The sequence below is a fragment of the Acinetobacter sp. NIPH 2100 genome (assembly GCF_000369805.1).
GTDB lineage: Bacteria > Pseudomonadota > Gammaproteobacteria > Pseudomonadales > Moraxellaceae > Acinetobacter.
Map to the genome: position 1 here is coordinate 2,585,215 of NZ_KB850224.1, position 25,692 is coordinate 2,610,906.

At 38.8% G+C, this 25,692-nt stretch carries 19 protein-coding genes, 2 tRNA genes and 3 pseudogenes; 10 read left to right on the top strand and 14 right to left on the bottom strand.

Annotated elements, in window-relative coordinates:
• Window positions 1-9: 9 nt before the first annotated feature.
• The 3 genes from F887_RS05995 to surE form a co-directional block, all read right to left on the bottom strand.
• Window positions 10-939 (bottom strand): LysR family transcriptional regulator, encoded by a 930-nt coding sequence (locus tag F887_RS05995; RefSeq protein WP_005295489.1) that lies wholly within the window; start codon window positions 937-939, stop codon window positions 10-12.
• A gap of 138 nt (window positions 940-1,077) precedes the next feature.
• Window positions 1,078-1,902 (bottom strand): peptidoglycan DD-metalloendopeptidase family protein, encoded by an 825-nt coding sequence (locus F887_RS05990; RefSeq protein WP_005295493.1) that lies wholly within the window; start codon window positions 1,900-1,902, stop codon window positions 1,078-1,080.
• Window positions 1,903-2,012: 110 nt separating this feature from the next.
• Entirely contained in the window at window positions 2,013-2,783 is a 771-nt protein-coding gene (surE, locus tag F887_RS05985; protein ID WP_005295495.1) for a 5'/3'-nucleotidase SurE, read from the bottom strand.
• A 330-nt stretch (window positions 2,784-3,113) separates the two neighbouring features.
• Between surE and F887_RS05980 the strand changes: the two genes are divergently transcribed.
• Window positions 3,114-3,488 (top strand): MCR_0457 family protein, encoded by a 375-nt coding sequence (locus F887_RS05980; protein ID WP_005295498.1) that lies wholly within the window; start codon window positions 3,114-3,116, stop codon window positions 3,486-3,488.
• 94 nt (window positions 3,489-3,582) lie between these two features.
• Here the strand turns inward: F887_RS05980 and F887_RS05975 are convergent, their stop codons facing one another.
• Entirely contained in the window at window positions 3,583-3,945 is a 363-nt protein-coding gene (locus tag F887_RS05975; RefSeq protein WP_005295501.1) for a VOC family protein, read from the bottom strand.
• A gap of 364 nt (window positions 3,946-4,309) precedes the next feature.
• Here F887_RS05975 and F887_RS05970 point away from each other — a divergent pair, with 364 nt between their 5' ends.
• The 8 genes and pseudogenes from F887_RS05970 to purB all read left to right on the top strand — a co-directional run bounded on the left by F887_RS05970 (window position 4,310) and on the right by purB (window position 11,359).
• Window positions 4,310-4,711 carry an MCR_0457 family protein gene (locus F887_RS05970; RefSeq protein WP_005295503.1) on the top strand — a complete coding sequence of 134 codons (402 nt, stop codon included), beginning with the start codon at window positions 4,310-4,312 and terminating at the stop codon, window positions 4,709-4,711.
• A 127-nt stretch (window positions 4,712-4,838) separates the two neighbouring features.
• On the top strand, window positions 4,839-5,987 hold the full coding sequence (dacC, locus tag F887_RS05965; RefSeq protein WP_005295505.1) for a D-alanyl-D-alanine carboxypeptidase PBP5/6: 1,149 nt from the start codon (window positions 4,839-4,841) through the stop codon (window positions 5,985-5,987).
• Window positions 5,988-6,080: 93 nt separating this feature from the next.
• A complete protein-coding gene (locus F887_RS05960) occupies window positions 6,081-6,623 on the top strand; it encodes a gamma carbonic anhydrase family protein (protein WP_005295506.1) in 543 nt (180 codons plus the stop codon).
• Between the two features lie 62 nt (window positions 6,624-6,685).
• Window positions 6,686-7,454: pseudogene (locus tag F887_RS0118015) on the top strand (DUF4262 domain-containing protein).
• Between the two features lie 85 nt (window positions 7,455-7,539).
• Window positions 7,540-8,028 (top strand): NUDIX hydrolase, encoded by a 489-nt coding sequence (locus F887_RS05955; RefSeq protein WP_032862937.1) that lies wholly within the window; start codon window positions 7,540-7,542, stop codon window positions 8,026-8,028.
• Window positions 8,029-8,032: 4 nt separating this feature from the next.
• Window positions 8,033-9,166 carry a tRNA 2-thiouridine(34) synthase MnmA gene (gene mnmA, locus F887_RS05950; RefSeq protein WP_005295515.1) on the top strand — a complete coding sequence of 378 codons (1,134 nt, stop codon included), beginning with the start codon at window positions 8,033-8,035 and terminating at the stop codon, window positions 9,164-9,166.
• An 18-nt stretch (window positions 9,167-9,184) separates the two neighbouring features.
• A complete protein-coding gene (hflD, locus tag F887_RS05945) occupies window positions 9,185-9,916 on the top strand; it encodes a high frequency lysogenization protein HflD (protein WP_005295517.1) in 732 nt (243 codons plus the stop codon).
• 54 nt (window positions 9,917-9,970) lie between these two features.
• Window positions 9,971-11,359, top strand: a complete 1,389-nt coding sequence (gene purB, locus F887_RS05940) for an adenylosuccinate lyase (protein ID WP_005295519.1) — start codon at window positions 9,971-9,973, stop codon at window positions 11,357-11,359.
• 64 nt (window positions 11,360-11,423) lie between these two features.
• On the opposite strand, the pseudogene F887_RS0118020 reads toward purB, so the two are convergent.
• From F887_RS0118020 to astA, 6 genes and pseudogenes are all read right to left on the bottom strand, one after another.
• Window positions 11,424-12,238 (bottom strand): annotated as a pseudogene (locus F887_RS0118020) (hypothetical protein).
• A gap of 16 nt (window positions 12,239-12,254) precedes the next feature.
• The gene (locus F887_RS05935) at window positions 12,255-13,025 is read right to left on the bottom strand and encodes a DUF7738 domain-containing protein (protein ID WP_005295528.1); all 771 of its coding nucleotides are present in this window, start codon (window positions 13,023-13,025) and stop codon (window positions 12,255-12,257) included.
• On the bottom strand, window positions 13,022-15,706 hold the full coding sequence (locus tag F887_RS18950; RefSeq protein ID WP_228129842.1) for an HET-C-related protein: 2,685 nt from the start codon (window positions 15,704-15,706) through the stop codon (window positions 13,022-13,024). The genes F887_RS05935 and F887_RS18950 overlap by 4 nt, the downstream gene beginning before the upstream one ends.
• Window positions 15,707-15,714: 8 nt before the next feature.
• Window positions 15,715-18,220: pseudogene (locus F887_RS18955) on the bottom strand (type VI secretion system Vgr family protein); the annotation flags it as partial.
• A gap of 245 nt (window positions 18,221-18,465) precedes the next feature.
• The gene (locus F887_RS05915; RefSeq protein ID WP_005295534.1) at window positions 18,466-19,917 is read right to left on the bottom strand and encodes an amino acid permease; all 1,452 of its coding nucleotides are present in this window, start codon (window positions 19,915-19,917) and stop codon (window positions 18,466-18,468) included.
• Window positions 19,918-20,379: 462 nt separating this feature from the next.
• Window positions 20,380-21,426 carry an arginine N-succinyltransferase gene (astA, locus tag F887_RS05910; RefSeq protein ID WP_005295535.1) on the bottom strand — a complete coding sequence of 349 codons (1,047 nt, stop codon included), beginning with the start codon at window positions 21,424-21,426 and terminating at the stop codon, window positions 20,380-20,382.
• 632 nt (window positions 21,427-22,058) lie between these two features.
• Here astA and F887_RS05905 point away from each other — a divergent pair.
• Entirely contained in the window at window positions 22,059-23,120 is a 1,062-nt protein-coding gene (locus tag F887_RS05905) for a hypothetical protein (protein WP_005295536.1), read from the top strand.
• Window positions 23,121-23,142: 22 nt separating this feature from the next.
• On the opposite strand, the gene F887_RS05900 is transcribed toward F887_RS05905, so the two are convergent.
• The 4 genes from F887_RS05900 to F887_RS05885 all read right to left on the bottom strand — a co-directional run bounded on the left by F887_RS05900 (window position 23,143) and on the right by F887_RS05885 (window position 25,689).
• Window positions 23,143-24,183 (bottom strand): helix-turn-helix domain-containing protein, encoded by a 1,041-nt coding sequence (locus F887_RS05900; RefSeq protein WP_005295538.1) that lies wholly within the window; start codon window positions 24,181-24,183, stop codon window positions 23,143-23,145.
• An 88-nt stretch (window positions 24,184-24,271) separates the two neighbouring features.
• Window positions 24,272-25,234, bottom strand: coding sequence for an oxygenase MpaB family protein (locus tag F887_RS05895; protein WP_005295541.1), 963 nt, complete (start codon window positions 25,232-25,234; stop codon window positions 24,272-24,274).
• Between the two features lie 229 nt (window positions 25,235-25,463).
• Window positions 25,464-25,537 (bottom strand) — tRNA-Trp (locus F887_RS05890).
• A gap of 67 nt (window positions 25,538-25,604) precedes the next feature.
• A tRNA-Leu gene (locus F887_RS05885) sits at window positions 25,605-25,689 on the bottom strand.
• Between the last annotated feature and the right edge of the window lie 3 nt (window positions 25,690-25,692).

A 25,692-nucleotide genomic window follows, 5' to 3' on the forward strand; every position in this document is an offset into this window, starting at 1 on the left:
GCTTTTTTGTTAGGCTACGCCCTGTAAGGAACGTCCACCTGGTAACTGAGCAAAATATTGTTTCAACGCATCAATACAGCGATGCACTTTCATCGGGTATTGTTCACGCTTAGACGTTAATGCATGCAAGGTATATGCAGGAAGTTGCCAATCAGGTAAAACTTCAACCAATGAACCACTCACCAATTCTTTCTGAATATCCATATACAAAATACGTGCGATACCATGACCTTGCTGACATAGCGATTTTGCCACGAAGACATTATTGGTGCCTAAACGTGATTTCATGTCGAGATTCACCACTTCACCACTGATGCCATGACGGAATGCAAAATGTTGATAGCCTTGCATTAAAGTGATGGGTAGTAATTCATGATGGCGCAAGTCTTCAGGACGTGTAATCGGCTGTGCTTGATTTAGATAACTCGGTGAAGCAACCAATACTTGATCGACTCGTGCTAAAGGCACAGCAGCCAGTTGATGATCATCTACTTTTAAGCTCATGCGAATCGCAATATCAATGCGTTCTTCAATTAAATCGATATAACGGTGATCGGCTTCAAAATGAATTGCCAAGCCTTTATGCGCTGACATCCAATGAGAAAGTGCAGGAATCACGTGTAAAGCACCCAATTCAGGCGTGGTTGCAATACGCAAATCACCGACCAGATCATCACGTAATTCATTAATTCTGATTTTGCCACGTTCCGCCGCAGCTAACATTTCTTGGCAACTTAAGAAGAATGCTTGTCCAGCCTCAGTAAGGCTAAGTTTGCGAGTTGAACGATGAAGTAAAGTAACATCCATTTCTTGTTCTAAAGAACGGATTTGTTGACTGACCGCACTGGTTGTAATCCCTAAGTCTCTTGCAGCACCGCTAAAAGAGCTTTTTTCGACAACACAGGCAAAAACCCCCATTGCACGCAATTGATCTAGCATAGACTTCCCTCTTACCCTTAATTTATTAATATGCTTATTGTTCTAATGAAAGCAATCTAATTTGAGTATACAAGGAAGTCTATTTATGCACTAGAGGATTATTAATAAATAATTGAAATATTGTTAATAATCCTAGAGTTAATTTGGTAAAACCGTGACAGGGTTCACAGGTTTTCCATCTAAGCGGACTTGGAACTCCATCATGACGCGTGAAGCACCCGAAGAACCCATTTCTGCAATTTTCTGACCAGCAGTCACATTATCACCGCTCTTCACCAACATTTTGCTGTTATGTGCATATGCCGTGATATAGCCATCAATATGTTTGACCAAGACCAAATTGCCATACTCTTTTAAGCCATCCGCAGCATAGACCACTTGCCCATTTGCAGCAGCAAAAATTGGATCGCCCTCATTACCACCATAACGCGTTCCTTTCACATTACTCGCCATATTATAGCTTTGGATAATTGGTCCATTCGATGGTTTCACCCAACGCAAGCTTGAAGCTAGCGTCGATGATGGGTTCACTGGCACGGTTGGTACGACGGGACGTGGGATCACAGGCTGTGTTTTTGGTGGAACAGGTTGCTGCGTTGGTAAATTAATGCTTTGACGCTGAATAGGTGCGGTTTGCGCCATCACTTGTGTTGAGGTTGTGCGTTGAGCAACAGAACCTTTTAAGCGCAAAGATTGATTCACATAAATTCGATATGGCGCAGAGATATCATTAAGTGCGGCTACATCTAGATAGTTCAAACCATAGCGATTTGAAATCGCACTTAAAGTATCACCTGAACGAACAGTATAATAATTTGGTGCTTGCACAGAACGTGTGCCACCATTCACTTGCGGTTTAGACGCACACCCTGTCATCACTGTCACTGTTGCAACCGCCATAGACAAAACGATTGTTTTAATCATCTTCTGTGATAGAAAAACCGAGACATGGTTTAAGTGCATCTTCGCCCTCATCGAAAAAACCTTAATATATTTGCGCCTAAGAGTATCAAAAAAGTGAGAAAAAACGAGTTCTCACCTCTGATATTCACAAAGTTATAACATTCAAACGCCTAACCATTTACATGAGCGTGCAAATTTTCCAGTACTGCATAGTTAGTCGCATCCATTTGGATAGGCGTAATACTGACATAACCATTCGAAACTGCAAAAAAATCAGACTGGATATCACTCGATACGGCTTGTGGATCGGTAATCGCTTCACCTGCCAATCCAATCCAATACACTTGACGACCACGCGGATCAACATGACTACTTATTGGCTTTGATTGCGCACGACGCCCCTGATAGGTGACCTGCGCCCCTTTGATCTGTTCCACATCTGGAATATTAATATTAAAGATATGACGCGGTGGCAAAACAGGTAAACCTTTGGCAATAAAATCATGAACCCATTGCGCGGCAACTGCATAATATTGCGGATGCTCATAAGCGCGTACATTTGATCCAGCTAGTGATACAGCAATTGCTGGATGCTTCATCAAGCGTCCTTCGAAAGCAGCGCCCACAGTACCTGAATATAAAACATCATCACCCAGATTGGCACCACTATTGATTCCACTGACCACCAGATCAAACTCAAAATCAAATAGTCCATTCATGGATAAATAGACACAGTCCGCAGGTGTACCATTCACAGCCCAAACATCTTCAGAAATTTGTATAGGCCGCAATGGGCGATCTAGCGTTAAAGCACTCGAATAACCACTTCGTTCACTTTCAGGTGCAACCACCACCACGCGACCCAATGGCTTTAACGCTTGGGCCAAAGCTTGTAGTCCTGGTGCGAACACACCATCATCATTTGCTATTAAGATATTCACTAAAATTAATTCTCTATACAGTATCTGCTGGCATCTTCAGCTCTGCCTTGCATGAACAGCTGAAAATAACTCAAATAAGGCATGAAACCTAGGCAATGGTAATCCACTTGTCAAGTTCCATCACTGAAATTAGACTAAATTCAACCATCCTTCCTCATCTGAACAACATATCTTTCGATCTTCATACCAAATCAATAAGCAACATAAATCACAGTTAAAAATCATAGAGAGATGTCAACAACCACCAGATTACTCAGCAGTTTTCCCAATTGAATTATTCCTTGAATTATATATAGTTATGACTTCATAGTATTAGAAATTTATACAACCATGAGACATTTATCTAAATTTATCCGAGTTTTCGGGGTGAGTTTCACACTTTTAACAGCACCAGCTGTTTTTGCTGATGAAGCGGTTTCAGTCAAAGAAGCGGATGCATTAATTAAAGATGACATCGCCAATGCACAAGTGCTTATCGAAATGTGTCCTAACTTGATCGGAAAGAACACCAAGTTTGATCAAAATATCAAGAAAATGGTGGGTTCATATCTCAGCAATTATTCAGATAAAACAGCATCACTAGATAGCCTACAAAAAGATGGCGAATTCAAAACTTTGTTAAAAGATGCGCGTGAAGCAGCATCAGAAGTCGATAAAGCTGAACAAAAGTCTGTATGTGAAGAAGTTTTAAATTTCGAAGGCTAATCAAGCTTTGGAATAATCATGTGGTTTTAAACCCAAATTGTTTGAAACCACTCTTTCATTATCTACCAAGGCCTTAGTTCTATACATATAAGCATTACCAGGCATCTGGTTCGCGGACCATATGAATAATATTGGCTGGACTGCTGATCCAACCACCTTTGAAGCCCTCAGGTAAAGGCTCAATAGCATCACAACGCACCACACCTGCCTGATTCAGATATTGAGCTGCTTCGGGAAAATTATCTGTAAACAGTTCAAGCCAAAGCTCTGCTTGACTCATCCCGTCAACCACATCAATCCATAATTTAACTGGTCCAAACTCAAAACCAATCTCTGAACCTTTTTCTGTGATTTGCTTAAGACCAATCACATCACGATAGAATGCGACTGTAGCTTCGAATTGATGCGGCGGTAGTTTCAGTGCAATATCAACACCGCCTTTGAATTTTGGCTCCATGTTCTTGCTTCCTCTTTCAATATATTTGTTATTTTCCTAATTTTTTACTCAACCTTTATATTTCACAATACACATTTAACCACTATTTTCATTTTCATAAAGAAGCCAATTAGTTTATTTTTTAATCATATTCGTGGTGACTTCGAAGATCAAGTGAAGAGCAAAAATGCACCAAGCAACCTCTTCAAACACATACAATTTTTTAAGCCTGATAAGTCCATTAAACAATGGCTAGGTTTTCAATACTCAAATTAAAAACCACATTTTCTCCACGGTTCCTACAGCAAACATACATTTTTTAACATCCTTTTATGCTATAAGTTATTCAAATTCTTTAAGTCTTGTTATTTGAGTCTGATTTCTTATGAAGAAAAATGTTTTTAAAACACTAGGTTTATCATTGCTCATCGCCTCGAGTGCACTTACTTCATCAGCATTTGCGGCTGAGAAAAAGTCAGAAACTGAAAAGATTGAAGTCACGCCAATGTCTGACAGCGTAACCAAGCAAGAACTTGCTGCAATCTATGTGCTTTCTGAAATCTGCCCAAGTCTCATTGGAAAAGATTTAAAATTTAACAAAGCCTATGACAATCTGGTCAAAGCCTATTTAAGTAATGATACCAAGGCTGTCGAAACACTCAATAAACGCGTGAAAGGCAAAGATTTTCAGGAAGCTTTAAAAGAAGCACGAGCTGATGCAAAAGCAGCTTCTGATAGCGACAACCGTCAAATTTGCGATGATGTTCGTAATTATTATTCGAAATAATCCGACCAATTAAGCTTCAGGTTACAATACTGTATGAAAAAGCCGATTTCCCCCGTAGAAGTCGGCTTTGCTTTATCCTAAAATGCTAGGCTCGTCTGCTTCATACAAGATATTGGAACCACCTAGAATGACTCAAAAAAGCGCTCTTGCTGCATTACTCCTTTTGCCAAGCTTTTCATATGCAGCAACTGTCCTATCTGCCCCACCAGAACTAAATAATAAATCCTATGTGTTGATGGATTATGAGACAGGACAGATCCTCGCTGCCAAAAATGAAAATGAAAAACTGGCACCTGCTTCAATGACAAAAATGATGACAAGCTACATCATTGAACAGAAACTTTTAAAGGGTGAATTGACTGAAAACGAACAAGTACGCATGAATGAATCTGCGTGGTGTCGTGGTACCAGTTCAGAATCATGTATGTATGTTCCATTAAATGGCACTGCAACTGTTCTAGAAATGTTACGCGGTATTATTATTCAATCAGGTAACGATGCATCTAAAGCAATGGCTGAGCATATTGCGGGCAATGAAGGTACTTTTGCCCATATGATGAACCAAGAAGCAAAACGTGTTGGTATGGTGAATACACATTTCATCAACTCAACAGGTATGCCAGCTGAAGGTCATTACTCAACTGCAAAAGATATGGCTGTACTGGCACAACATATCATCAAAGATAGCTCTAAGTACTATCCAATTTATTCAGAAAAAGAGTTTGCTTTTAACGGTATCAAGCAAGGTAACCGTAATGCCCTGCTTTATACTGATCCAAGCGTAGATGGCTTAAAAACTGGCCATACCGATGAAGCAGGCTTTTGCCTCACAACATCAAGTAAACGTGGGCCAATGCGTTTGATCTCGGTGATCTTTGGTACACCAAGCATGAATGAACGTGCCAATCAAACACGTACATTATTGGCTTGGGGCTTTGCAAACTTTGAAACTGCAAACGTTCAACCTGCAAACCAAGTTCTTGCCAAAGCAAAAGTGTGGTTTGGTAAACAAGATGAAGTTCAAATCGGTTTAGCTGAGAACTTCAATGTCACCATGCCTAAAGGCCAAGCAGACAAAATCAAAACTCAGCTAGTGGTTCAACCTAAACTCAATGCACCTCTAGCAAAAGGTCAAGTTGTGGGTAAACTCGTTGCGAGCCTAGATGGTAAAGTGATTGCTGAAAAACCACTGGTTGCCTTGAAGCCTGTTGAAGAAGCTGGTTTCTTTGCTCGTATGATTGATCATATTAAAATGTTCTTCAGCAACTTATTCTAATTTTTTAGAATAGGTAGATAAAGCATTCATGCTCTTGGGTATGAATGCTTTTTTATTTTATAATTACTCTAAATTTTCCAATCGAAAACGACTATGCCAAAGAACATTCGTCCCTATCTAGACCAAAAACCTGATGTCGATTCAAGCTGCTACGTGGATGAAATGTCAGTTGTGGTTGGTGATGTCAAATTAGCAGAGAATGTTTCAGTCTGGCCTTTTGCCGTCATTCGTGGTGATGTAAATTCAATTCACATTGGCAAAAATAGCAATGTACAAGATCACTGTATGTTGCATGTTAGTCATAAGAATCAATCTAAACCGAATGGTTCCCCACTGGTGATTGGTGAAGATGTAACGGTTGGGCATCATGTGACTTTACACGGATGTACCATTGGTAACCGCGTCTTGATTGGGATTAATACCGTTGTTTTAGATGACGTGATCATTGAAGATGATGTGATGATTGGTGCAGGTAGTCTTGTGCCACCACGTAAAGTTTTAAAAAGTGGTTATTTATATGTCGGTAGTCCAGTACAACAAGTTCGTGCGCTGACTGAAAAAGAAATGGAGTTTCTACCTTACTCGGCACGTCATTATGTGAAAGTGAAGGATAATTATAAGAATAGCGAAGCCTAGCTTCGTTATTATTTTTCAATCCTTTATGCATAAAAAAAATAATAAACTTTTAGAGATATCTAATGAACACTGATCATCCACATGATTGCCCTACTCAGGATGCACTCATTAATACAACTAAGCTCAATATTGAAAAGCACGGACTGCAAATTATAGGAATTAGTGCAACAGACTATTTACCTTCTTTTAGTTATAGTATCGGTTTATATGAAAGCTATCAGCATCCTGAAATTATATGCTTTGGGTTACCAACGGACTTGGCACATACCATCATCAATGATGTCGCCAATCTGATCAAAAATGGAGAAACAATTGCTCTCAATCAAGAGTATGGCGATCAAATTTTTAAAGAAACTCGTGCTCAATTTTTGCATGTAGATGTTAAAAATATTGAAGATTATTTTGGTGCTGCTTTAAATTACTATCAACACGACAATTTTTCCGCTTTGCAATTAGTTTGGGCAGATCGTAATAATAAATTGCCTTGGGAAGATGGATTTGAGGAAAAACTCATTTATGATCAACCACTCTTAGATCGAAATGCTGATTTTAAGTTCAGAGAGGCGAAAAACCTTGGTATTTTTACCACTCGGCAATGGTTAGAGCATAATCAAAATCTTACGTGTTGTTCATGATACCGATGGAGATTGGCAGTTTTTAACTGGTGATCAAGAACCTGATGATATTCGTCTCGTTGCTTTGGAACAAATGGTATTAAGAGATCCAACTCTGAATGAGGTATTCGATCTGGAATACAATCAAGCAGCAGAAAGAGACGTTAAGGGTGGTAAATGGAAAATATCAAATCTTGAAGATTATAAAGATATATAAGGCAATTATTTTGTCTAGAAATCTGACCATAGCCAAAAACTCTCAAATTTTGTAGAATACGTTTTTTAAAACCATGGTGCTTTCTATGACCGCTTGGACACCTCATGTCACAGTCGCCACTGTTGTCGAAAAAGACGGACGTTTTCTGTTTGTTGAAGAACACAGCGAAGGCTTTGTACATACCGTGTTTAATCAACCTGCGGGACATGTAGAATGTGGTGAAACCATTATTCAAGCAGCCATCCGTGAGACTTTAGAAGAAACAGGTCATCACATCGAAATTGATCATCTACTCGGTATCTACACCTATACACCACCGATGTTTCCTGACCGCACTTATTACCGTTTTTGCTTTCTTGCACATGTCACAGCCGTTGAGGAAAATGCGCAATTGGATACAGGTATCGTGGCTGCAGTTTGGATGAATCTGGATGAATTGCAACAATCCGCACGAGCGCGTAGTCCATTGGTTTTAAAAGCTGTTGAAGATGCCCATGCTGGCAAAAAATATCCTTTATCGCTTATTTATGAGCACCCTTTCTCTCCCTCACTTACTTCTCATTTGGATGCTTAATTAGATGCAACAACGTGTCATCGTCGGTATGTCTGGTGGTGTAGATTCTTCTGTTTCTGCCGCACTGTTACTTCAACAAGGATATCAAGTTGAAGGCCTTTTCATGAAAAATTGGGAAGAAGATGATGGTACGGATTACTGCACAGCATTGGAAGACTTGGCAGATGCTCAGGCCGTTGCAGATAAAATTGGCATCAAACTACATACCGCCAACTTTGCCATGGAATATTGGGATCGCGTATTTGAGCATTTCTTAGCTGAATATGCTGCGGGTCGTACACCAAACCCAGATATTCTCTGTAATAAAGAAATTAAATTCCGTGCGTTTCTCGACCATGCCATGACTTTAGGTGCAGACTTTATTGCAACAGGTCACTATGCCCGTCGTGGTGCAAGCATGCAAAATTCACGTGGCGAAACCTATGCACCATTACTCCGTGGTGTTGATAATAATAAAGACCAGACTTATTTCTTACATGCGGTACATGGTCGTGAAATCAACAAGACCTTGTTCCCTGTTGGTGAAATCGAAAAACCCGAAGTTCGTCGCATTGCAGAAGAATTAGATCTGGCAACTGCCAAGAAAAAAGACTCCACTGGTATTTGCTTTATTGGTGAACGCCGCTTTACAGACTTCCTGAAACAATATTTACCTGCACAAGCTGGAAAAATTGTTTTGGAATCAGGTAAAGAAGTTGGTGAACATCATGGCTTGATGTACTATACGCTGGGTCAACGCGGCGGTATTGGTATCGGTGGTATGAAAGGTGTACAAGAAGGTGCATGGTTCGTATTACATAAAGATATTGCCAATAATCGCTTGGTGATTGGTCAAGGGCATGAACATCCATTGATGCAAAGTACGCAGCTTTGGAGCGAATCAGTTGATTGGGTTGCAGGTGAACAGGACATTCCATCGACTGGATTCCGATGCACAGCAAAAACCCGTTATCGCCAGCCCGATCAAGCGTGTACAATCTATCGCGATGAACAAACTGAAAATGGAATTCGTGTTGAGTTTGACGAGCCACAACGCGCTGTGACTCCTGGACAAAGCGTGGTGTTCTACTCCGGAGAGGTCTGCTTAGGTGGTGGTGTGATTCACCATACCAATGCACCTGAACCAGATTTTATTTAAGGAAATTGGAAGCGAAGCATGGTCGAGTTACCCTTTCAGCACACTCAAGCGTTGAATGTTAGACAGAACCGTGCCCTGGCATTGGCTGCGGTCTTTCAGGCAACTCAGTTAACACATATGACTGCAATGGCTGGCCAGCAAAGCATTGGTGATAGTGGTAACTTCTATTTTGAACTGTTGATTAAAGCCAGCCTGAATATTCGTCCTACAGCGAATAATGCCTCTCAGACCTTAGATTTTTTTAATCAGCTTGCTGACATTTCACTGGGATTAAAAACCTTAGAAGGTTGTATTACACAACCTTTTAATACTGCACCCAAATCCCGTGTTCCCAAAATGTCGACGGCAAAACTGCCGATGTCCTATGCAATGGCCTTGTTGCAACTAGAAAAGAAAGTTTATAGCAATCCTGAATACGTCAAAATTATAGAAACCGCACAACAGAAAATCTTAAAGCAACTCTCATTTTTCGATAATAATTATTTGCACCCAAGCATCATTGCCAATTTAGCTCAAACCTATGTTGAAACCGCAGGACAGATCAATCCACGTATTTTAGTCCGTGGCAATGCCGAAGCTTTTAAAGACATCAATCATACCAACCGTATTCGTGCATGCTTATTTACAGGCTTACAGCTGGCACATTTATGGAAGCAGCTCGGTGGCAGCTCTTGGAGTATGATCTTTAGTAAACGCAAGTTATTGCAAGATATTCAAGCTCTCGCTCGTTTGCAGTATCAGGTGGTATAGACCGATGCTACAACGAATTTATTTTTATGTTTATTCCAAAATTAAGGAATCTGTATGAATGCTTTAACCGCACTCTCGCCACTTGATGGACGTTACGCTAGCAAATGCGATGCCCTACGCCCTTTTTTGTCTGAGTTTGGTTTAATCCACGCTCGTGTCACGGTTGAAGTGCGTTGGTTACAAGCACTTGCAAATCGTGCAGAAATCATCGAAGTTGCGCCATTTTCAAATGAGACCAATGCAGCTTTGGATGCGATTGTTGCGAATTTCTCAGAAGAAGATGCGAATCGCATTAAAGAGATCGAACGCACAACGAACCATGATGTAAAAGCGGTTGAATATTTCCTTAAAGAAAAAATTGCCAACATTGATGAATTACAAAATGCGGGCGAATTTATTCACTTTGCATGTACCTCTGAAGACATTAATAACTTGTCTCATGCACTGATGCTGAAAAATGGCCGTGAAGTTTTAGTTTCAACTATGAAACAACTTCTCAATGCGATTTCAGCTTTGGCAACGACTCATGCTGAACAACCGATGTTGTCTCGTACACATGGTCAAACTGCAAGCCCGACTACATTGGGTAAAGAGATGGCAAACGTTGCTTATCGTTTAGCACGCCAAATCAAGCAATTTGAAAATGTAGAATTACTCGGCAAGATCAATGGTGCTGTAGGTAACTACAATGCGCATCTTTCTGCTTACCCTGAAATTGACTGGGCTGCACATGCACAGGCTTTCGTTGAGTCTTTAGGTTTAAGTTTCAACCCATACACCACGCAAATCGAGCCACATGACTATATGGCTGAATTGTTTGATGCATTGCGTCGTTACAACACCATTTTGATCGACTTTAACCGTGACGTTTGGGGTTATATCTCGCTGGGTTATTTCAAACAAAAGTTAAAAGATGGTGAAGTTGGTTCTTCAACTATGCCGCACAAAGTAAACCCGATTGACTTTGAAAACTCTGAAGGTAACTTGGGTATTGCCAATGCAGTATTGGGTCACCTCGGTGAAAAACTTCCAGTTTCTCGTTGGCAGCGTGACCTCACTGACTCAACTGTATTACGTAATATGGGTGTTGGTTTTGCACAAAGCTTAATTGCATTTGATGCATGCTTAAAAGGTGTTGGTAAACTTGAATTGAATGCTGCTCGTTTAAATGAAGATTTAAACCAAGCACAGGAAGTTCTTGCAGAGCCAATCCAAACGGTTATGCGTCGCTATAATGTTGAAAAACCATACGAAAAATTAAAAGCACTTACTCGTGGTCAGGCAATGACCCGTGACATGATGGTGAACTTTGTCAATGGTGATGAACTTGCTCAAGTTCCAGCTGATGAACGTGCTCGTCTAGCTGAGTTAACACCAGCAACCTATACTGGTAATGCAGCTGAACAAGCAAAACAAATCAATGATTTGATCAGCAAAATCTAAAACTGATTGACTCAAAAAAGCAGAGCTTCGGCTCTGCTTTTTATTTGTAATTTTGATCCCTATATTACTTCCGTTGAATTGTTCTCTTTTCCTCTTCCAATTCTTCTACTGAACAATAGCTTGGAACAACCTTCATAGTTTTTACATCAAAATAATCACCACAAATTTCTCTACCATTTTCATCAGCTCTACGTCCTAATGCCTTTTTTTGCTCTTCGGTCATTGAATCCAAATAATTATTAAAAAACATATGATCAATTACTTCAGGATCATTAAAACTCGTACTTAACTCGATTCCAAATGACTCACCTTTTTGATTTTCATTACAATCCACCGTAAGATTATAACTAACCCGTGTTTTTGAATGGAATTTACTTCTAATTTCATCATGCATTGGATAAGCACCGACAAGTACGCCATCTATATCGATAGCATCTTTAAATATACTTCTCACTTGTTCCGTATCAGGTTTCTTTAGCTCTTCTTCTATTTCTGCATCTGTTTCTTTCTTTATATCGTGCTCTGGTCTTTCTAAACGAAATCGAAAACTATCAATTTGCTTATCATTTTTCTCTCAACCAATCGTACTCCTATATCATCATAGATATATAAATTGGTTAAATTAGCTCCATCCGTACTATCCACTTTTCTATAGTTTTTCCCTAGAGCTTTGATCCAAGGTTCAACCGTAGAATTCATATAGAGATCTGTACCGTTATAATTAATTGCACAGCCATGAACCTTAAACCGATGCTGCTGGTTTAGTTTCTTGATAAATCCTTCTGTATCAGCGCTTGGCTGCCCTGCTGACTGGCCATTACTACAACTGGTACATAAGAAGCTAATAAACAGAATTCCAAAAGTATTAAATTTATTCATATTCAATATATTACATTTACTTTTTCACAGGATAGTCTTCACAGCCTCCTCCTAAAATAGGATGATCGCGATCAGGGCCTTCACAGAACTCTTTACGCTGTCTCGCTTTTTCCTCATCACTGATAGAATCAAAGTAATTATAAAAATACATATGATCAATCACTTCGGGATCATTAAAACTGGTACTTAACTCAATTCCAAATGGCCTACCCTTTTGATCATTTTCACAGCTAATAGTTAAGTTATAACTAACGCGTGTTTTTGAATGAAATTTATTTCTAACCTCATCATGCATTGGATAAGCGCCAACAAGTATCCCATCTATATCGATAGCATCTTTAAATATACTTCTCACTTGTTCTGTATCAGGTTTCTTCAGCTCTTCTTCTATTTCTGCATCTGTTTCTTTCTTTATATCGTGCTCTGGTCTTTCTAAACGAAATCGAAAACTATCAATTTGCTTATCATTTTTTCTCTCAACCAATCGCACTCCTATATCATCATAGATATATAAATTGGTTAAATTAATTCCATCCGTACTATCCACTTTTCTATAGTTTTTCCCTAGAGCTTTGATCCAAGGTTCAACGGTAGAATTCATATAGAGGTCTGTACCGTTATAATTAATTGCACAGCCATGAACCTTAAACCGATGCTGCTGGTTTAATTTCTTGATAAACCCTTCTGTATCAGCGCTTGGCTGCCCTGCTGACTGGCCATTACTACAACTGATACATAAAATAATGGGTAAAAAACTTAATAGAATCTTTTTAGAGTAACTCATCATTTCTTACCGCCGAATACTTTGTCCAAACCTTGTTGCACTGATTTACTTGCATCATCATACGCACCTTGTGCTGCTTTCCCACCCCTATATATTCCTTGTTTAGTTCCGTCCCAAGCTTTTTGCCCAATGCCATCACTTGCTTGGTTAATTTTATCATTATTTTTTCTAGCCCATTGTTTCACGGTTTCATCCATCCAACTACATCGACTAGGGTGTCTAAAATAACTTTTAGCTGTATCTAGAACAGCCTGACGATTGACTGCTGTTGGATGCTTAAACCAATCGCGCCATTTAATCCCGACATCTCTTACCGCGATAATCGCCAAATTAGCCGCTAACATATGCAAAGAACTACCTCTTTCATCTTTTCCAACCTGAGTATGGCTCGGATTATCACCATGAATAACTGGATTAACGCCCTGTTTTACAGAAACAATCTCATGAGCATGATTAAAGACTGAACTTGCACCCCATTTTAATAAAAAGCTTAATAATGGCTTAATCACTGCTTGTACTAAGTTGGTTTGTTTCCTAAAGTCCAAAAATGTTTTTGTTGCTTTTACTGCAAGATCTGCATAACCAGATTCATACAAGCTACTAACTTCATCTCTCAACTCTAAATATCTGAACCAGATATTAGTAAAATATTTATCTTTCGAAGGTGCATCAATTGCAAATATAAATTCCTGGATAATGAGATCTGCGAGTGTCCGCTCTCCAGAAACCATCCCTTCGTATTCACTCCATTTCTTGACAGGATCTATCAACTCGCCAATATGCCCACCAACACTCGCAAAAGTATCCCAAGAATCAAAAGTACCTGTAACTAAAGGAATCTTTGTATAATCACTAAAGTCATTTTTCCTGAGCACCCAATGTCTAACATTCGCATGACCATTTTTAATCAATGCAATTTCGACAAAATTACTATGTGAGAAAAAATCTTCCAAAACATGAAAAGCATTTCCTAAATGCCTTAAAGGAATATCAGCATTACTACTTTTTTCCATGCTTTTGCTTAATTGCTCTAACATATACTCTAAAGCCGTTGGAAATGCAGAATCAGTTTTATTGTTTGGCGTATTATCCGCAATATAGTTTTTTAAATTATATTGTGCAGATTTTGTATCACTATTCGTTTGAAAGGTTTTATCATTTGATTTTGGATTGAGTTCTCTATCTGTAGCGATATAGACATCTGCCCCAAAAGGATTATCAATATGCTCTTCAAATCGATAAACCCCTAAAATATTGACCCCATTGCTCCCCACTAAATCACGATATAAACGGTGGGGTAAAGAGCTTTCTGGTAAATATGCTTTAAGTGCTAATGCTTTATAACGTCTTTGATTCTTTTCACTTAATTTATCATAACTAGCTTTTTTTAATATATTCTTCATAGCAGAGCGAAGCTTTGAAGAAATATTATCGTTCTTTTCATTTTTATTAGTTCTGATAAGATCTTCAGCAACATTTTCATCAAAAAAATGATCATAAGCCAATACTGCTAAAATATTTGTAATTAACTTTCGAGTTGGTTTAATCGATGTCACTTTCCCACGACGGTCAACAGCTACATCAATTTTCATATTTAAAATAGCACCACACACTAACTGTGAGTGATCTCGCAACCAGTTACCCACATAGATTCCATTAACAGTATTGGGTGTAAAAATTGCTCCTCTCGGATTATCTTCACCAATTGCTTCTTTCTCAATAGACTGGTGTCCATGCTCTACACGTACGCCTTTATTGTCATCTTTCTTTATATATTTACCAGTTTTAGGGTCTAATGTACCTCTATTTGAAATCATTCTAGTTTCATTGGCAAATTTACCTTCTCCTGCACCAAAATACTCATATTGAGCGTCTACGGTTTCATCCAACTGCGCTTGGAAATCTGCATGCATTTTTGCAGCATTTTTACCTGAGATGAATGTTATCTTTAAATCTCCTGAATATTTTTTAGATGTAATTTGGGCAAAAATAAACTCTATATTAGCACCTAAATTTTTACCCTCACTTAGTTGCCCGAAATTGTATGCATAGACAGCACCTTCGTCATTTGGCGCATCCAAAGATAATGATTCAATTTTAGTTGGAATCTTTAAAACATCACCGATATAGATCACATTAGGATCAGCAATTTCATTCAGAGAACAAAGCTCATCTACTGTAGTCCCAAATGCCTCAGCAATACCATCTAATGTATTCCCTTTATTAATTACATAGAGGTTATAACTATTTTCTGTTGAATATTTGCCACATTTTCTGATTAAATCATCAATAAAATGACCATATTCATGTAAAAGTACAATATATAGCCTATCTAAATTACTATCATTTTCAATTGCCGATGTAACTGTATCTGCTGCTAAATATATTTTCTTATCAACATGATTAAATCCAGCTGCACGTCCATTGATATTCTTTGCAGCAACAATATGCTCTGGTGGGACAATACTACCTTTTTCTATATCTTCTTTTAATTTTAGGTAGATGCTGTCAGGTATATCAAAGCCAAAAATTGGAGCCACTAAACTGACAAAACTCTCATCAGAAAATGTTCTTGCAATAAAAACGAGCTGCTCGTGCGCATAAGTACTTTTTAAAGTCGGTAGTGGTTCTTTTTCAGGCAAGCTTATAATTGGCAACAAAGGCAGGACTGGGCTGACTTTCATTCCAGAGGTAAGAAAATGCTGCCCTGCCTTCACCTCAAACTTGCCCCCTGTCACAGGGAAAATACCTGAACCATTCAGCTTGATTTGAGAACCGCCTGCGATAATCACAATCTCTTTCGGACTGGTAATCTCAATACGATCTTCAGTTGAGATAATCTGAATCCCTTGCTTGGCAAGTAAATCCATTCCATCCCCCCTGAGCATGCATTTCAAACTTACCTTTGGCAGCCACTTGCTTAATGCCATTCTGTGCAGCAAACACACTGATTCGGTTTTGAGCATGTGTAATCAGATTCTTTTGCGTACTCAGATTAATACTGTCACCTGCAAACTGATTGATCTGTCCATCCGCAGATAAATGAATATCTTCATTAGTACTCAGACCAATACCCTCTGGAGAATTGAGTAGAAGTACAGCTTTATTGAATTTGGCAATATCAGATTCGATGGACTCAAAAAATGCCTTTAACTGTGCTAAAGATTCAACTTCATCTGTTTGCTGATTCTTGGCAACTTCACTTAAAGCTTTGGCATTGCTTTGGTTACTCTCAAGCTGTTGCTTGGCAACTTGTGCATCGAGGTGTTCGCCTTGGGCCTGATCTTGTTTGTGCGTGGAAAGTAGTAATCCTTCGCCTGCACGAACTGCACCCCATTGGTCTGTCCTCAACTCAAACCCTTCACCACGATCTTCACTTTCCGCTTTGTCTTTCGGATGGCTGAGTTTACCTAAGTTAAGTTGGCTGGCAGCGTGGCTGCTTTGTAACTGAGCACTGATCTGTCCCGTGGTGTCATCAAAGCGCAGTTGGTTATAGCCTTCGCCTTGGTACTCTTTAGATTTGATTCCTGCTAATTTCTTGGTATCAGGTAATTTGCCTGAGTTGTCGAATTTGGTCGGGCTACGATGGGCTTCATGGATGCGTCCCACCACAAATGGTCGGTCAATATTGCCATCAAAGAAGTCGATCACCACGATTTCATCGATACGCGGTAAGAAGCGTGCACCATAGCCTTCACCAGCCCAAGGCGTGAGCAAATCAACCCATGCTGAATCAGTGTCATTGTCATTGGTGCCTGCACCACCATCATGGCTATGATCATCATTGCGAGTAAACAGGAAACGGACTTTGATACGGCCCCATTCATCCACATGGATTTCTTCGCCACTTGGGCCAACCACTTTGGCACGTTGTGGGGATGCTGCAGGTCGGTGTTGTAATGGGTGATATTCAGGGACAGTTTTGATATTACGACGTTGTAGCGTCAACTGATTGGCTTGGCGTTCTTCTGCGTTGTTGTATTGGGTGGGCTGCCAATTGCTTTGTGCCAAGAGTTGATTAATCTGCTGGTTCAGATCTTTGGGCAAGTTGTTTTGGTTATAGAAGTTTTTACCTGTGATCAGGAATTCTTTGTCTGCCCCATCGTGCTGATCGATTTCAGGGTGCTCTGCCAATTCGAACCAGTAACCGACATGGGTATCTCGTATGTGGTATGGGCAATAAACTGTTTCGATTGTAGGTCGTAGTATTGTCCTAGGTTTTGATTGAGCTTTTCAATCTGGGCATTGCCTGACTGGGTCGCCCCATCTTCTCCATTCAGGTCTTGCATCCAAGCGGGTGAAAAATGCCATGCCTGTTCCAAGCCCAGGCTGGCATTGTCGTGTTGTTCACTGTGTTGATGCGTACTTTGCACACTACCTGCACCTTCTTCTTGTTCCAGTGCCTCGGCTTGCCAGCGTTGTACATGGACACTGCTGGGTTGCAATGAACGTTGTCCAATCAAGCTGGTCATGCTGTCGTATTGTTCAGTGGCACTGCTGCGGTGGTAACGAATCTGTCGACGGTCTAAGGCTTGGTATTGGCTATTGTCATCAATCAACCGTAGTTTTTGTGCTTGGATGGCTGCACTACTAAGAGCAACGGTTCGTTCAGCTTCATCAATCAGCCAGTTAATCCCTTCACTTCTCATCAAGCGGGTGAGAAAGTCATAATCGCTTTCATTGGATTGCATGATAAAGGGACGGACATCGTAGTCTTGACTAAGACCACTTAAATCTAAAGTGAGACTGGAAGCAAATAAGGGACTTTTGCTCTGCCATTCCTTGAAGATGATTTCCACTACATCACGCACGCTCTTGTTCATAAACACGCGGCTGTTACGGCGTTGTTTCCACAGTGCAGTTGGATCTTCGAGCGTGAGTTTATATAAAGTTAAGCTGCCGTCGGATTGTCCTTGTAGGGCTTGAGTAATGATGCCTGTGACACGGGTCAATTGACCTTGATCGGTCACTGTATCAATTGCAACTTGACTGCCAATGAATTGTTTTAAGGGAATGGTGGCATTGGTTGATAGGCAGATCAGTTCTGCTTTAACACCTGCATTCAATTGATGCTGACCATCAATGCGTTGCAGGAAAACTTGGGTATTTAAATTTTGATTCGAAAATTGAATATGAATGGCACGTTTTTGTGCTGTAAGGCAGAGACTCTCTAACGCTTGATAGATGTTGTTCAACATTTTTATAAATTTTTTTGCTTAAATTTAGGGCATTTTACCGATAGCAATACGCTTCTGTCTATACAGTATGGTCTGTTTATGACATTTTTCGTCACCTAAATTTCTTGGCGTTAAATAATACTGTTATATTCATAGATATAAAACAGTACTCAAATCATCCAACTCTAAAAATAATCTAAAAAAGCAAAGCCGAAGCTTTGCTTTATTTAAAAATACGTTCGGATGTAGCAGTTGATCAATTCAGCTTAAACATAATCCACCCTACTGGTTTTTAACAGATCAAGTTGCAGCATTTTTTTCTTTTTATAGCGATACGCAATCAATAAACCAATGAACCAAACTGGTGAAAGTCCTAATGCAATCAAGGTATCATGATCTAAAGCCAAAATAACGATGGTAAAAATTAGGAATAACATGGTTGACCAAGCCATAAATAATCCACCTGGCATTTTAAACTTAGACTGTTGATGCAACTCTGGAAATTTTTTACGATAGCCAATATAGGAAAGAATAATCAGCATAAAAGTAAAAACACATAAAATAGATGTCAGTGCTGAAATAATTGTAAAAGCCGTCATTACATTCGGCACAATAAATAAAATAGAGGTTCCGATGGTGACGCAGGTCATGGAGAAAATCAGACCTCGAATTGGCACTTTCTTTTTCGATAATTTACTAAAGCTTTTGGGTGCATCATTATCCAATGCCAAACCGTATAGCATACGACTAGTCGCGAAGATGCCACTATTTGCAGAAGATAATGCAGACGTTGCGACAACAAAATTCACCAGTCCAGCAGCAATCGGTAAACCAATTAAAGTAAACATCTCAACAAAGGGGCTTTTTTCTGGCGAAATTTTTGCCCAAGAGGTTACTGCAATGATGCAAATCAATGCGCCCACATAAAACAGTAGAATCCGCAATGGAATTGAATTAATGGCTTTAGGCAGTGATTTATGTGGATCTTTGGTTTCAGCTGCTGTTGTTCCCACTAACTCTATCCCAACAAAAGCAAAAATAGCGATCTGGAAACCCGCCAAAAATCCTGTAATACCATATGGAAACATAGACTGCGTTTCAAATACATGGCTCATAGATGCTTTGACGCCACTAGGAGAGGTAAAGCCTGTACTAATTAAATAAATCCCAGCCAGAATAAATAAAATAATGGCAGAAATTTTAATCAAAGAAAACCAGAATTCGAGCTCTCCAAACATTCGAACCGCAACAAAATTCAGGATGGTCAAAATAGCAAGAGACGTAAATGCTGGGATCCAGACTGGAATATCGGGATACCAAAATTGCATATAGCCCCCAATGACAATCACATCTGCAATTGCGGTAATAATCCAGTTACACCAATATGACCAGCCGAGAAAAAAACCAGCCCAAGGGCCAATATAAGCTGTTGCAAAATCGGCAAAGGTTTTAAAATTGGTATTCGCCAGCAGCAACTCGCCCATTGCTCGCATGACAAAGAAAAAGAAAAAACCAATAATTAAATAAGTTAAAACAATTGAGGTACCTGAAATACTTAAGGTTTTACCAGAACCCATAAAGAGCCCTGTACCAATTGCACCACCAATCGCAATCATTTGGATATGACGATTGGTCAAAGAGCGTTGTAATTTTTCTTCATCTTGAGGACTTTCCTGCAAATCTTCATCCAGAGTTTGCGTTCCTTTATTCTGACTCATGTAATCCTTACTCCAGTTTACAACAACCGTTATCAATGCTTAATAAAAATAAATATTTTCAAACTGCCTTTAATATAGAAATCCATTTGTTACATAAAATTATTATCAAATTAATTTGTTATCCAAACTATCTCGTTCATCAATATACTCAATCCACTTTTTATCTAAGCCCTCCTAAGACACATTATTTTTCCCTAACTATTCATTAACATTATTTTAGGCGTAGGAATCATATCCTATTCTTTTCTCTGTTGAGTATAATACTCGATATATACGTACAATTAATCGCCAGTGAGTGATCTAATAGCACCCTCAAATAAGTTTATATTTTAAGCAATCATTATTTTATATTGTAACGGCATCCGTATTTTTAACTCCAAGCGGGTTCATACTTCGATTAAAATACCATATGAACCCCATAAGCTTGATTTACCGAATATTGCTTAAATAGCTATAAAGCATTTATTTATTCTTTTTATTGCCTTGAATATTGATATTCAGTATTCGGGCTGATTCACCATCCTTCAGGTGTAATCGATGAGCTTGTGCTTGAGTCAACTTCACCACATGCTGATCGGGCTGGCTGTAAACCAAGATGGCTCGATAATTTGCATAGTCATCATTGGCAACAATATAAGGCTCATCATCTAAAGTGATCTGTTCAGCCGACTCAACTTTTACACTGACAACATGACTGTCCTTGATTGCTCGCAGGTTTTCGATATCAGCCTGCAAGGTAGCTCCGCCATCAAAGATATCGACATAATTCTTATAGCGCAGCCCCTCTTCAATTAAAAGATTGTAGGCAGGCACCGTATTCGGATGTACAACACCAATTACGGCTTTGGCATCGTCTGGCAACATATCGACATAAAGTGGATGTCGGGGCATCAGTTCTGCAATAAAGGCTTTCTTGCCAGTACCACTTAAATAATCCGCTTTACTAAACTCCATATCAAAAAATTTATGTCCAACTGCATCCCAAAATGGTGAATGTCCATTCTCGTCTGAGAAACCCCGCATTTCTGCCACAATGGTTTCTTCAAAATATTGACGAAATGCGGATAGAAACAGTAGCCGAACTTTGGAGAGAAACTTTCCATTCTTATTTAAACGATAATCTGGATCTAAAAATAAAGTACAAAGTTCACTGCAATTGGTATGATTATTACTCAGATACAGGGTTGGCAAAGACTTATAAACATTCAAAGGTTCCGAGGAATGCACTTGTGTGCCCACATGAAAGTTATACCAAGGTTCTTTTAGTCCCAGTGCGACTTCAATTCCACAAACGCCAACAACTTTATTGATTTCAGTGTCTTCCAACGCAAATAAATAGCCCTGCTCCGCTTTGTCCAATTGACCTTCAACGGTCTTCACAGCACGATCAATACGCGCAGCCAATATTTCCATATCTGGCTGTAAAGACGTTAAGCCAAAACCCGCTTTTTGCGCCAGTTGGTACAAATCATGGATATCTTTTTGTTCAATATAACGGATGATCATCATATGGCTTCTCCCTTATTTTGAATCACAATCAATGAGGCATCGAATCCGTGTATTGCTTTGCTGGGTAAGACTGTCTAACTCACTTTTTCTATGTTGAACCATACACACTACAAACATTTGTTATTCCTTAATTATTCATTTTCCCTAGCGACAATCCATTTATGGCTGAGCTGGCTTTATTTAAGTCTTTTGTAATTTCTTTCATCAAGCTGAAACCCAATTTGGGTAAGCTAAAATGATCAACAACAATGTTGATTACTCTATTATTCAAAAACTAATTGGCACAAAAAATTTAAAATTATGCAAAAAATGCACTGTTTTTTAGCATTTTATTGATTGACAGTGACAATATGAGAACTATTGAGCGAATTTTTTGAGCTTGGTAAGCACATTTTCCTATCTCCAAATTTATAAAATCAGAAAAATTCATAATTCTTGTTATTAGATCAATAATTAAAACTGCGGACAAAATAGCCCTATTTCACGATTTAGCCTTATTTAGCTAGATTTAAAGTCTTCAGCTCTTGTGCCAAAAAATGCATAAATTATCAAAAAACAAAGTTTTAAATCAATCATTCTTATAAATAACTCCATATTTTAGAAAGATATTATTTTCCATAAAGAACAACCTTATGTTTACTAAAATACGTCAGAAGACCATTTTGGCTTTTTTCTTTACAGTCAGCTTAAACCACACCAATGCAATGGATTCAATGACGGATAAAGAGCTGTCCGAAGAAACAGGTCAGGCACTTTTTAGTATTCAAAATATTGCCCCTGACTCCAATGGGAACCCAAATCAAAATATTGGTTTTTATCGATTAGCAATGCAAGTCGAAATGGAAAGCAATCTAAACATAAAAAGTTTGCAACTTGGTTGTGGCGGAGTAAAGGGAGCTGGATGTGATATAGATCTCTCCAATGTAAGTCTGACGGGTGCAAATCCAATTGACAATAACTTTGCCAGTACAGACGCTAAAATTAAAAATCCTTTTTTTGAGTTCGCCATAAAGCATCCTAACTCTGCTGCATTAAGAGAAATAGTCGGCCTACGCTTTGGTGCAGAATCGGTATTAGGGTTGCTTTCTCTTGGTTCAAATCCTGATTCTGAAAATATCTTGGATGATACCGGGATAGGAACAATCACTGGGGATTTAAATATAAGCGTGACCGACTCAAAGCTTAGTAATGGATGTGTCAGACTTCTAGTCTGTTTACCTTTCACAGGAACTCTAGCACCCTATAACACGTCTATAAGCGTGAATCGGGCAAAGACCATAGATCTGACTGGATTACAAGCCACCACAACATCTGTAGTAGGTTTTCCAATTGGGTTAACCTTAAATAATATTAATGTCTTAAACCAGCCATTGAGTACGGTTCATAGATTATTGCTTGCAAAAGATAAGGATGGAAATATTCCAACCAGTGACTTCTATTTATCCTTACAATCGATGCCAATCACTTGGCAGAAATTGAGTTCTCAAAGCTTTGATAATCCACAAGCGCAGTCTGGTTGGTGGATCTCCCTCCCTAATCTTCAAATAAGTAATTTAGATATTAAACAACAAGTTGAAGTTGCGGCATCAGATGTGATTGGAGGTATATTGTTTAATCAACCTATTTATATTAACCCATTGGATTTAGGTCAGAAGCCTGCACAAAACTGCTATGGGTCATTAAAGTTCTGTTAGTGATTAACTTTCGCTCCATCAGCTAAAGAAAAGACTTTCTATATTTGTTAGGACTCAGTCCAGTGACTCTTTTAAAGAAACGGTTAAAAGCACTTTGTTCAGAAAAAGCTAATAAATTTGAAATTTCCGCCAAAGAAAGTAATTGATCAGCCATATACATTTTAGCCAGCTCTAATCGCACCTTATCCAAAAGAGTTTGAAAATTTAAATCTTGATCTAATAGCCTTTTATGCAAGGTTGATTTAGACATTGCTAACTCTTTTGCCACATATTCAAGCGTCGGATTGCCTGCCTCAATCCCATGACCGAGGACCTTCTGAAATTTAAGAACAAAATCTGTATGAATATTTTTCTGTTCAAGATTTATTGATTTTAGATATGCTTCTGCTTGTCTATCGAGCAGCTCCAAAAAGTAAGTATTATTTAAATTTATGGGAAATTTTAGTATGGCCGCATTAAAACTCACAGCACCACAATTAGCATTAAAAAGAATTGGGCACTGAAAAAAATCATGATAAATGCTTGTATTTTGAGGGTGATTTCCTGGCAGTTTAATTAAGGTAGGTTGTAAAAGGCTATATTCATTCGTGAGCTGCTGTAACATCTTAATAAAACAACTTATTCCTAGCTCATAACCTATTCTGATAATTTCTAAAAGCCCAGTATGATTTTTATATATTTCTAATGAAGGTACATTCCAACTTACAGTAACCGATTCATCCTCCTCTGTAATATCAACTGAAAAACCATCCCACATCAATGCATAGTATTTTTTAAATTGCATGATTGCATCATTAAAGTTCTGACATGGTAATATCAAATAACCCAATAAGCCTGAATATACAGGTTGAAAATATTGAGCGATTTTCATTCCAAGCCCAGATTCAGGACATTTTTCCTGTACCAATCGCAAACATAACCCAAGCTCTAGAACTGAGACTCTGCCGTCAATTTTCCAATTCTCAAGATACGTTTTTCCCAAAGGTATATCGAGATGATTTTCTGAGATAAATTCAAGAAACATCCCAGCAATAGAACCATTTACAGTCGGATTTTTATACATAACTTAGGCAGAATATTTTCTTAAAACTATAGCACAAGTTGCTGGCTGACCACCCTTCATAATAGTCACTATCAGACCACGCTTAGCCTCATGATTTTGCAATCATTGCATTATTCATTAGCGCATATCCGTTCGTTCCAATTCTGCTTTCAAACAGCTCCTTAATCATCTCTATCGAGACAGCTCTCACAAATAGCTTACCCAATAATATTGCAAATTTATCTTTTCTCTGAGATCGAGGTAAACCTGCTAAATTGCAGATTTCTTTGGGGGTTAAAGTCACCACGATAACCTTCAATACAGGATAAAACTTTAGTATTAAGTTCATAAGCTGATCATCCGTCTCTACAGAAGAAGGATCTAATAAAGTATTGATGATGTCACGGGTCTGTTGCGTAATTACAGCTTTAGAATTGGTTAATCTTATATAGCGTCTAAACTCTTCACGCGTATCAGGAAGCTTTTCTATCTCTTTAAGACTTTTAATATCGTAACCATGCTGCAACGCACTTTCTTTTACAGACGCGATACTTAGATCTGGATAGACCTCTTTTAGACATTCAAGATATCGAATACTTTCTTTAAAGTACTGCTGCTCTTCTTCAATCGGCAGTTTCCCAACTAATTTCTCATAAGCATAGTAGACTGAATGCCAAGTTATAAGATGCGTCCCGACAACGAGAAGCGGGTCATGTGCACTATAGTGTTTCCCTGTTAATGGCACATTACCTTTGATATGAGAATGTAGTTTGAACAACCTATTATTGGCTTTCTTTACAGTCTCCGTATCCCCAAAAATGACCGTAAGAAAATACGACATTGTACGGCTTAATCGTCCAACAGGATCAGACTTATAAGTTGCTCGATCGGCTAAAGCAGCCGCTGCATCCATACTCCCCAAGACTTCAATATAAAAAGATCGAGTAAGTCCAACAAAAGCTGCAGGATGAGACCAGACCTTCCATGTGATTGAATCAGGGCCGAATAAACCAAAATCTTTTGTTGAGTTTGGCTCTACATCTAATTGGAAATGTATATTGGAGTCTGACATATTTAAACCTACGGGCTAATTTTCAACTGAGAGAAAACTTTGATTTACTTAAGAATCTCTCATCAAAATAGTCCGACTGTCTGATATTAATATTGACTCTAATCCTCATGTTTTGACTTTAAATGCTTTTTTTATTCATCTTCATCAATTTTTAAGTTTTATAATCATAATTTAGAAATATTTAGACAATAAAAAAGCCCTTGTTTTCACAAGGGCTTTTTTATTGATTTGGCAGAGGATCAAGGACTCGAACCTTGACGAACGGTTTTGGAGACCGTCATGCTACCATTACACCAATCCTCTAAACTGCATGATTAAATCATATCTGACTCAATCATAAGAAAATAAGAAATACTTACTTTCTTAAATATGGTGGGGGCGAAGAGACTCGAACTCTTACACCTTGCGGCGCTGGAACCTAAATCCAGTGCGTCTACCAATTTCGCCACGCCCCCGAT

What these genes read in the sequence shown, in the direction of transcription:
- F887_RS05995 (WP_005295489.1), bottom strand. Translation starts at nt 939, where the DNA reads ATGCTAGATCAATTGCGTGCAATGGGGGTTTTTGCCTGTGTTGTCGAA.
- F887_RS05990 (WP_005295493.1), bottom strand. Translation starts at nt 1,902, where the DNA reads ATGCACTTAAACCATGTCTCGGTTTTTCTATCACAGAAGATGATTAAA.
- F887_RS05980 (WP_005295498.1), top strand. Translation starts at nt 3,114, where the DNA reads ATGAGACATTTATCTAAATTTATCCGAGTTTTCGGGGTGAGTTTCACA.
- F887_RS05975 (WP_005295501.1), bottom strand. Translation starts at nt 3,945, where the DNA reads ATGGAGCCAAAATTCAAAGGCGGTGTTGATATTGCACTGAAACTACCG.
- F887_RS05970 (WP_005295503.1), top strand. Translation starts at nt 4,310, where the DNA reads ATGAAGAAAAATGTTTTTAAAACACTAGGTTTATCATTGCTCATCGCC.
- dacC (WP_005295505.1), top strand. Translation starts at nt 4,839, where the DNA reads ATGACTCAAAAAAGCGCTCTTGCTGCATTACTCCTTTTGCCAAGCTTT.
- F887_RS05960 (WP_005295506.1), top strand. Translation starts at nt 6,081, where the DNA reads ATGCCAAAGAACATTCGTCCCTATCTAGACCAAAAACCTGATGTCGAT.
- F887_RS05955 (WP_032862937.1), top strand. Translation starts at nt 7,540, where the DNA reads ATGACCGCTTGGACACCTCATGTCACAGTCGCCACTGTTGTCGAAAAA.
- mnmA (WP_005295515.1), top strand. Translation starts at nt 8,033, where the DNA reads ATGCAACAACGTGTCATCGTCGGTATGTCTGGTGGTGTAGATTCTTCT.
- hflD (WP_005295517.1), top strand. Translation starts at nt 9,185, where the DNA reads ATGGTCGAGTTACCCTTTCAGCACACTCAAGCGTTGAATGTTAGACAG.
- purB (WP_005295519.1), top strand. Translation starts at nt 9,971, where the DNA reads ATGAATGCTTTAACCGCACTCTCGCCACTTGATGGACGTTACGCTAGC.
- F887_RS05935 (WP_005295528.1), bottom strand. Translation starts at nt 13,025, where the DNA reads ATGATGAGTTACTCTAAAAAGATTCTATTAAGTTTTTTACCCATTATT.
- F887_RS18950 (WP_228129842.1), bottom strand. Translation starts at nt 15,706, where the DNA reads ATGAAAGTCAGCCCAGTCCTGCCTTTGTTGCCAATTATAAGCTTGCCT.
- F887_RS05915 (WP_005295534.1), bottom strand. Translation starts at nt 19,917, where the DNA reads ATGAGTCAGAATAAAGGAACGCAAACTCTGGATGAAGATTTGCAGGAA.
- astA (WP_005295535.1), bottom strand. Translation starts at nt 21,426, where the DNA reads ATGATGATCATCCGTTATATTGAACAAAAAGATATCCATGATTTGTAC.
- F887_RS05905 (WP_005295536.1), top strand. Translation starts at nt 22,059, where the DNA reads ATGTTTACTAAAATACGTCAGAAGACCATTTTGGCTTTTTTCTTTACA.
- F887_RS05900 (WP_005295538.1), bottom strand. Translation starts at nt 24,183, where the DNA reads ATGTATAAAAATCCGACTGTAAATGGTTCTATTGCTGGGATGTTTCTT.
- F887_RS05895 (WP_005295541.1), bottom strand. Translation starts at nt 25,234, where the DNA reads ATGTCAGACTCCAATATACATTTCCAATTAGATGTAGAGCCAAACTCA.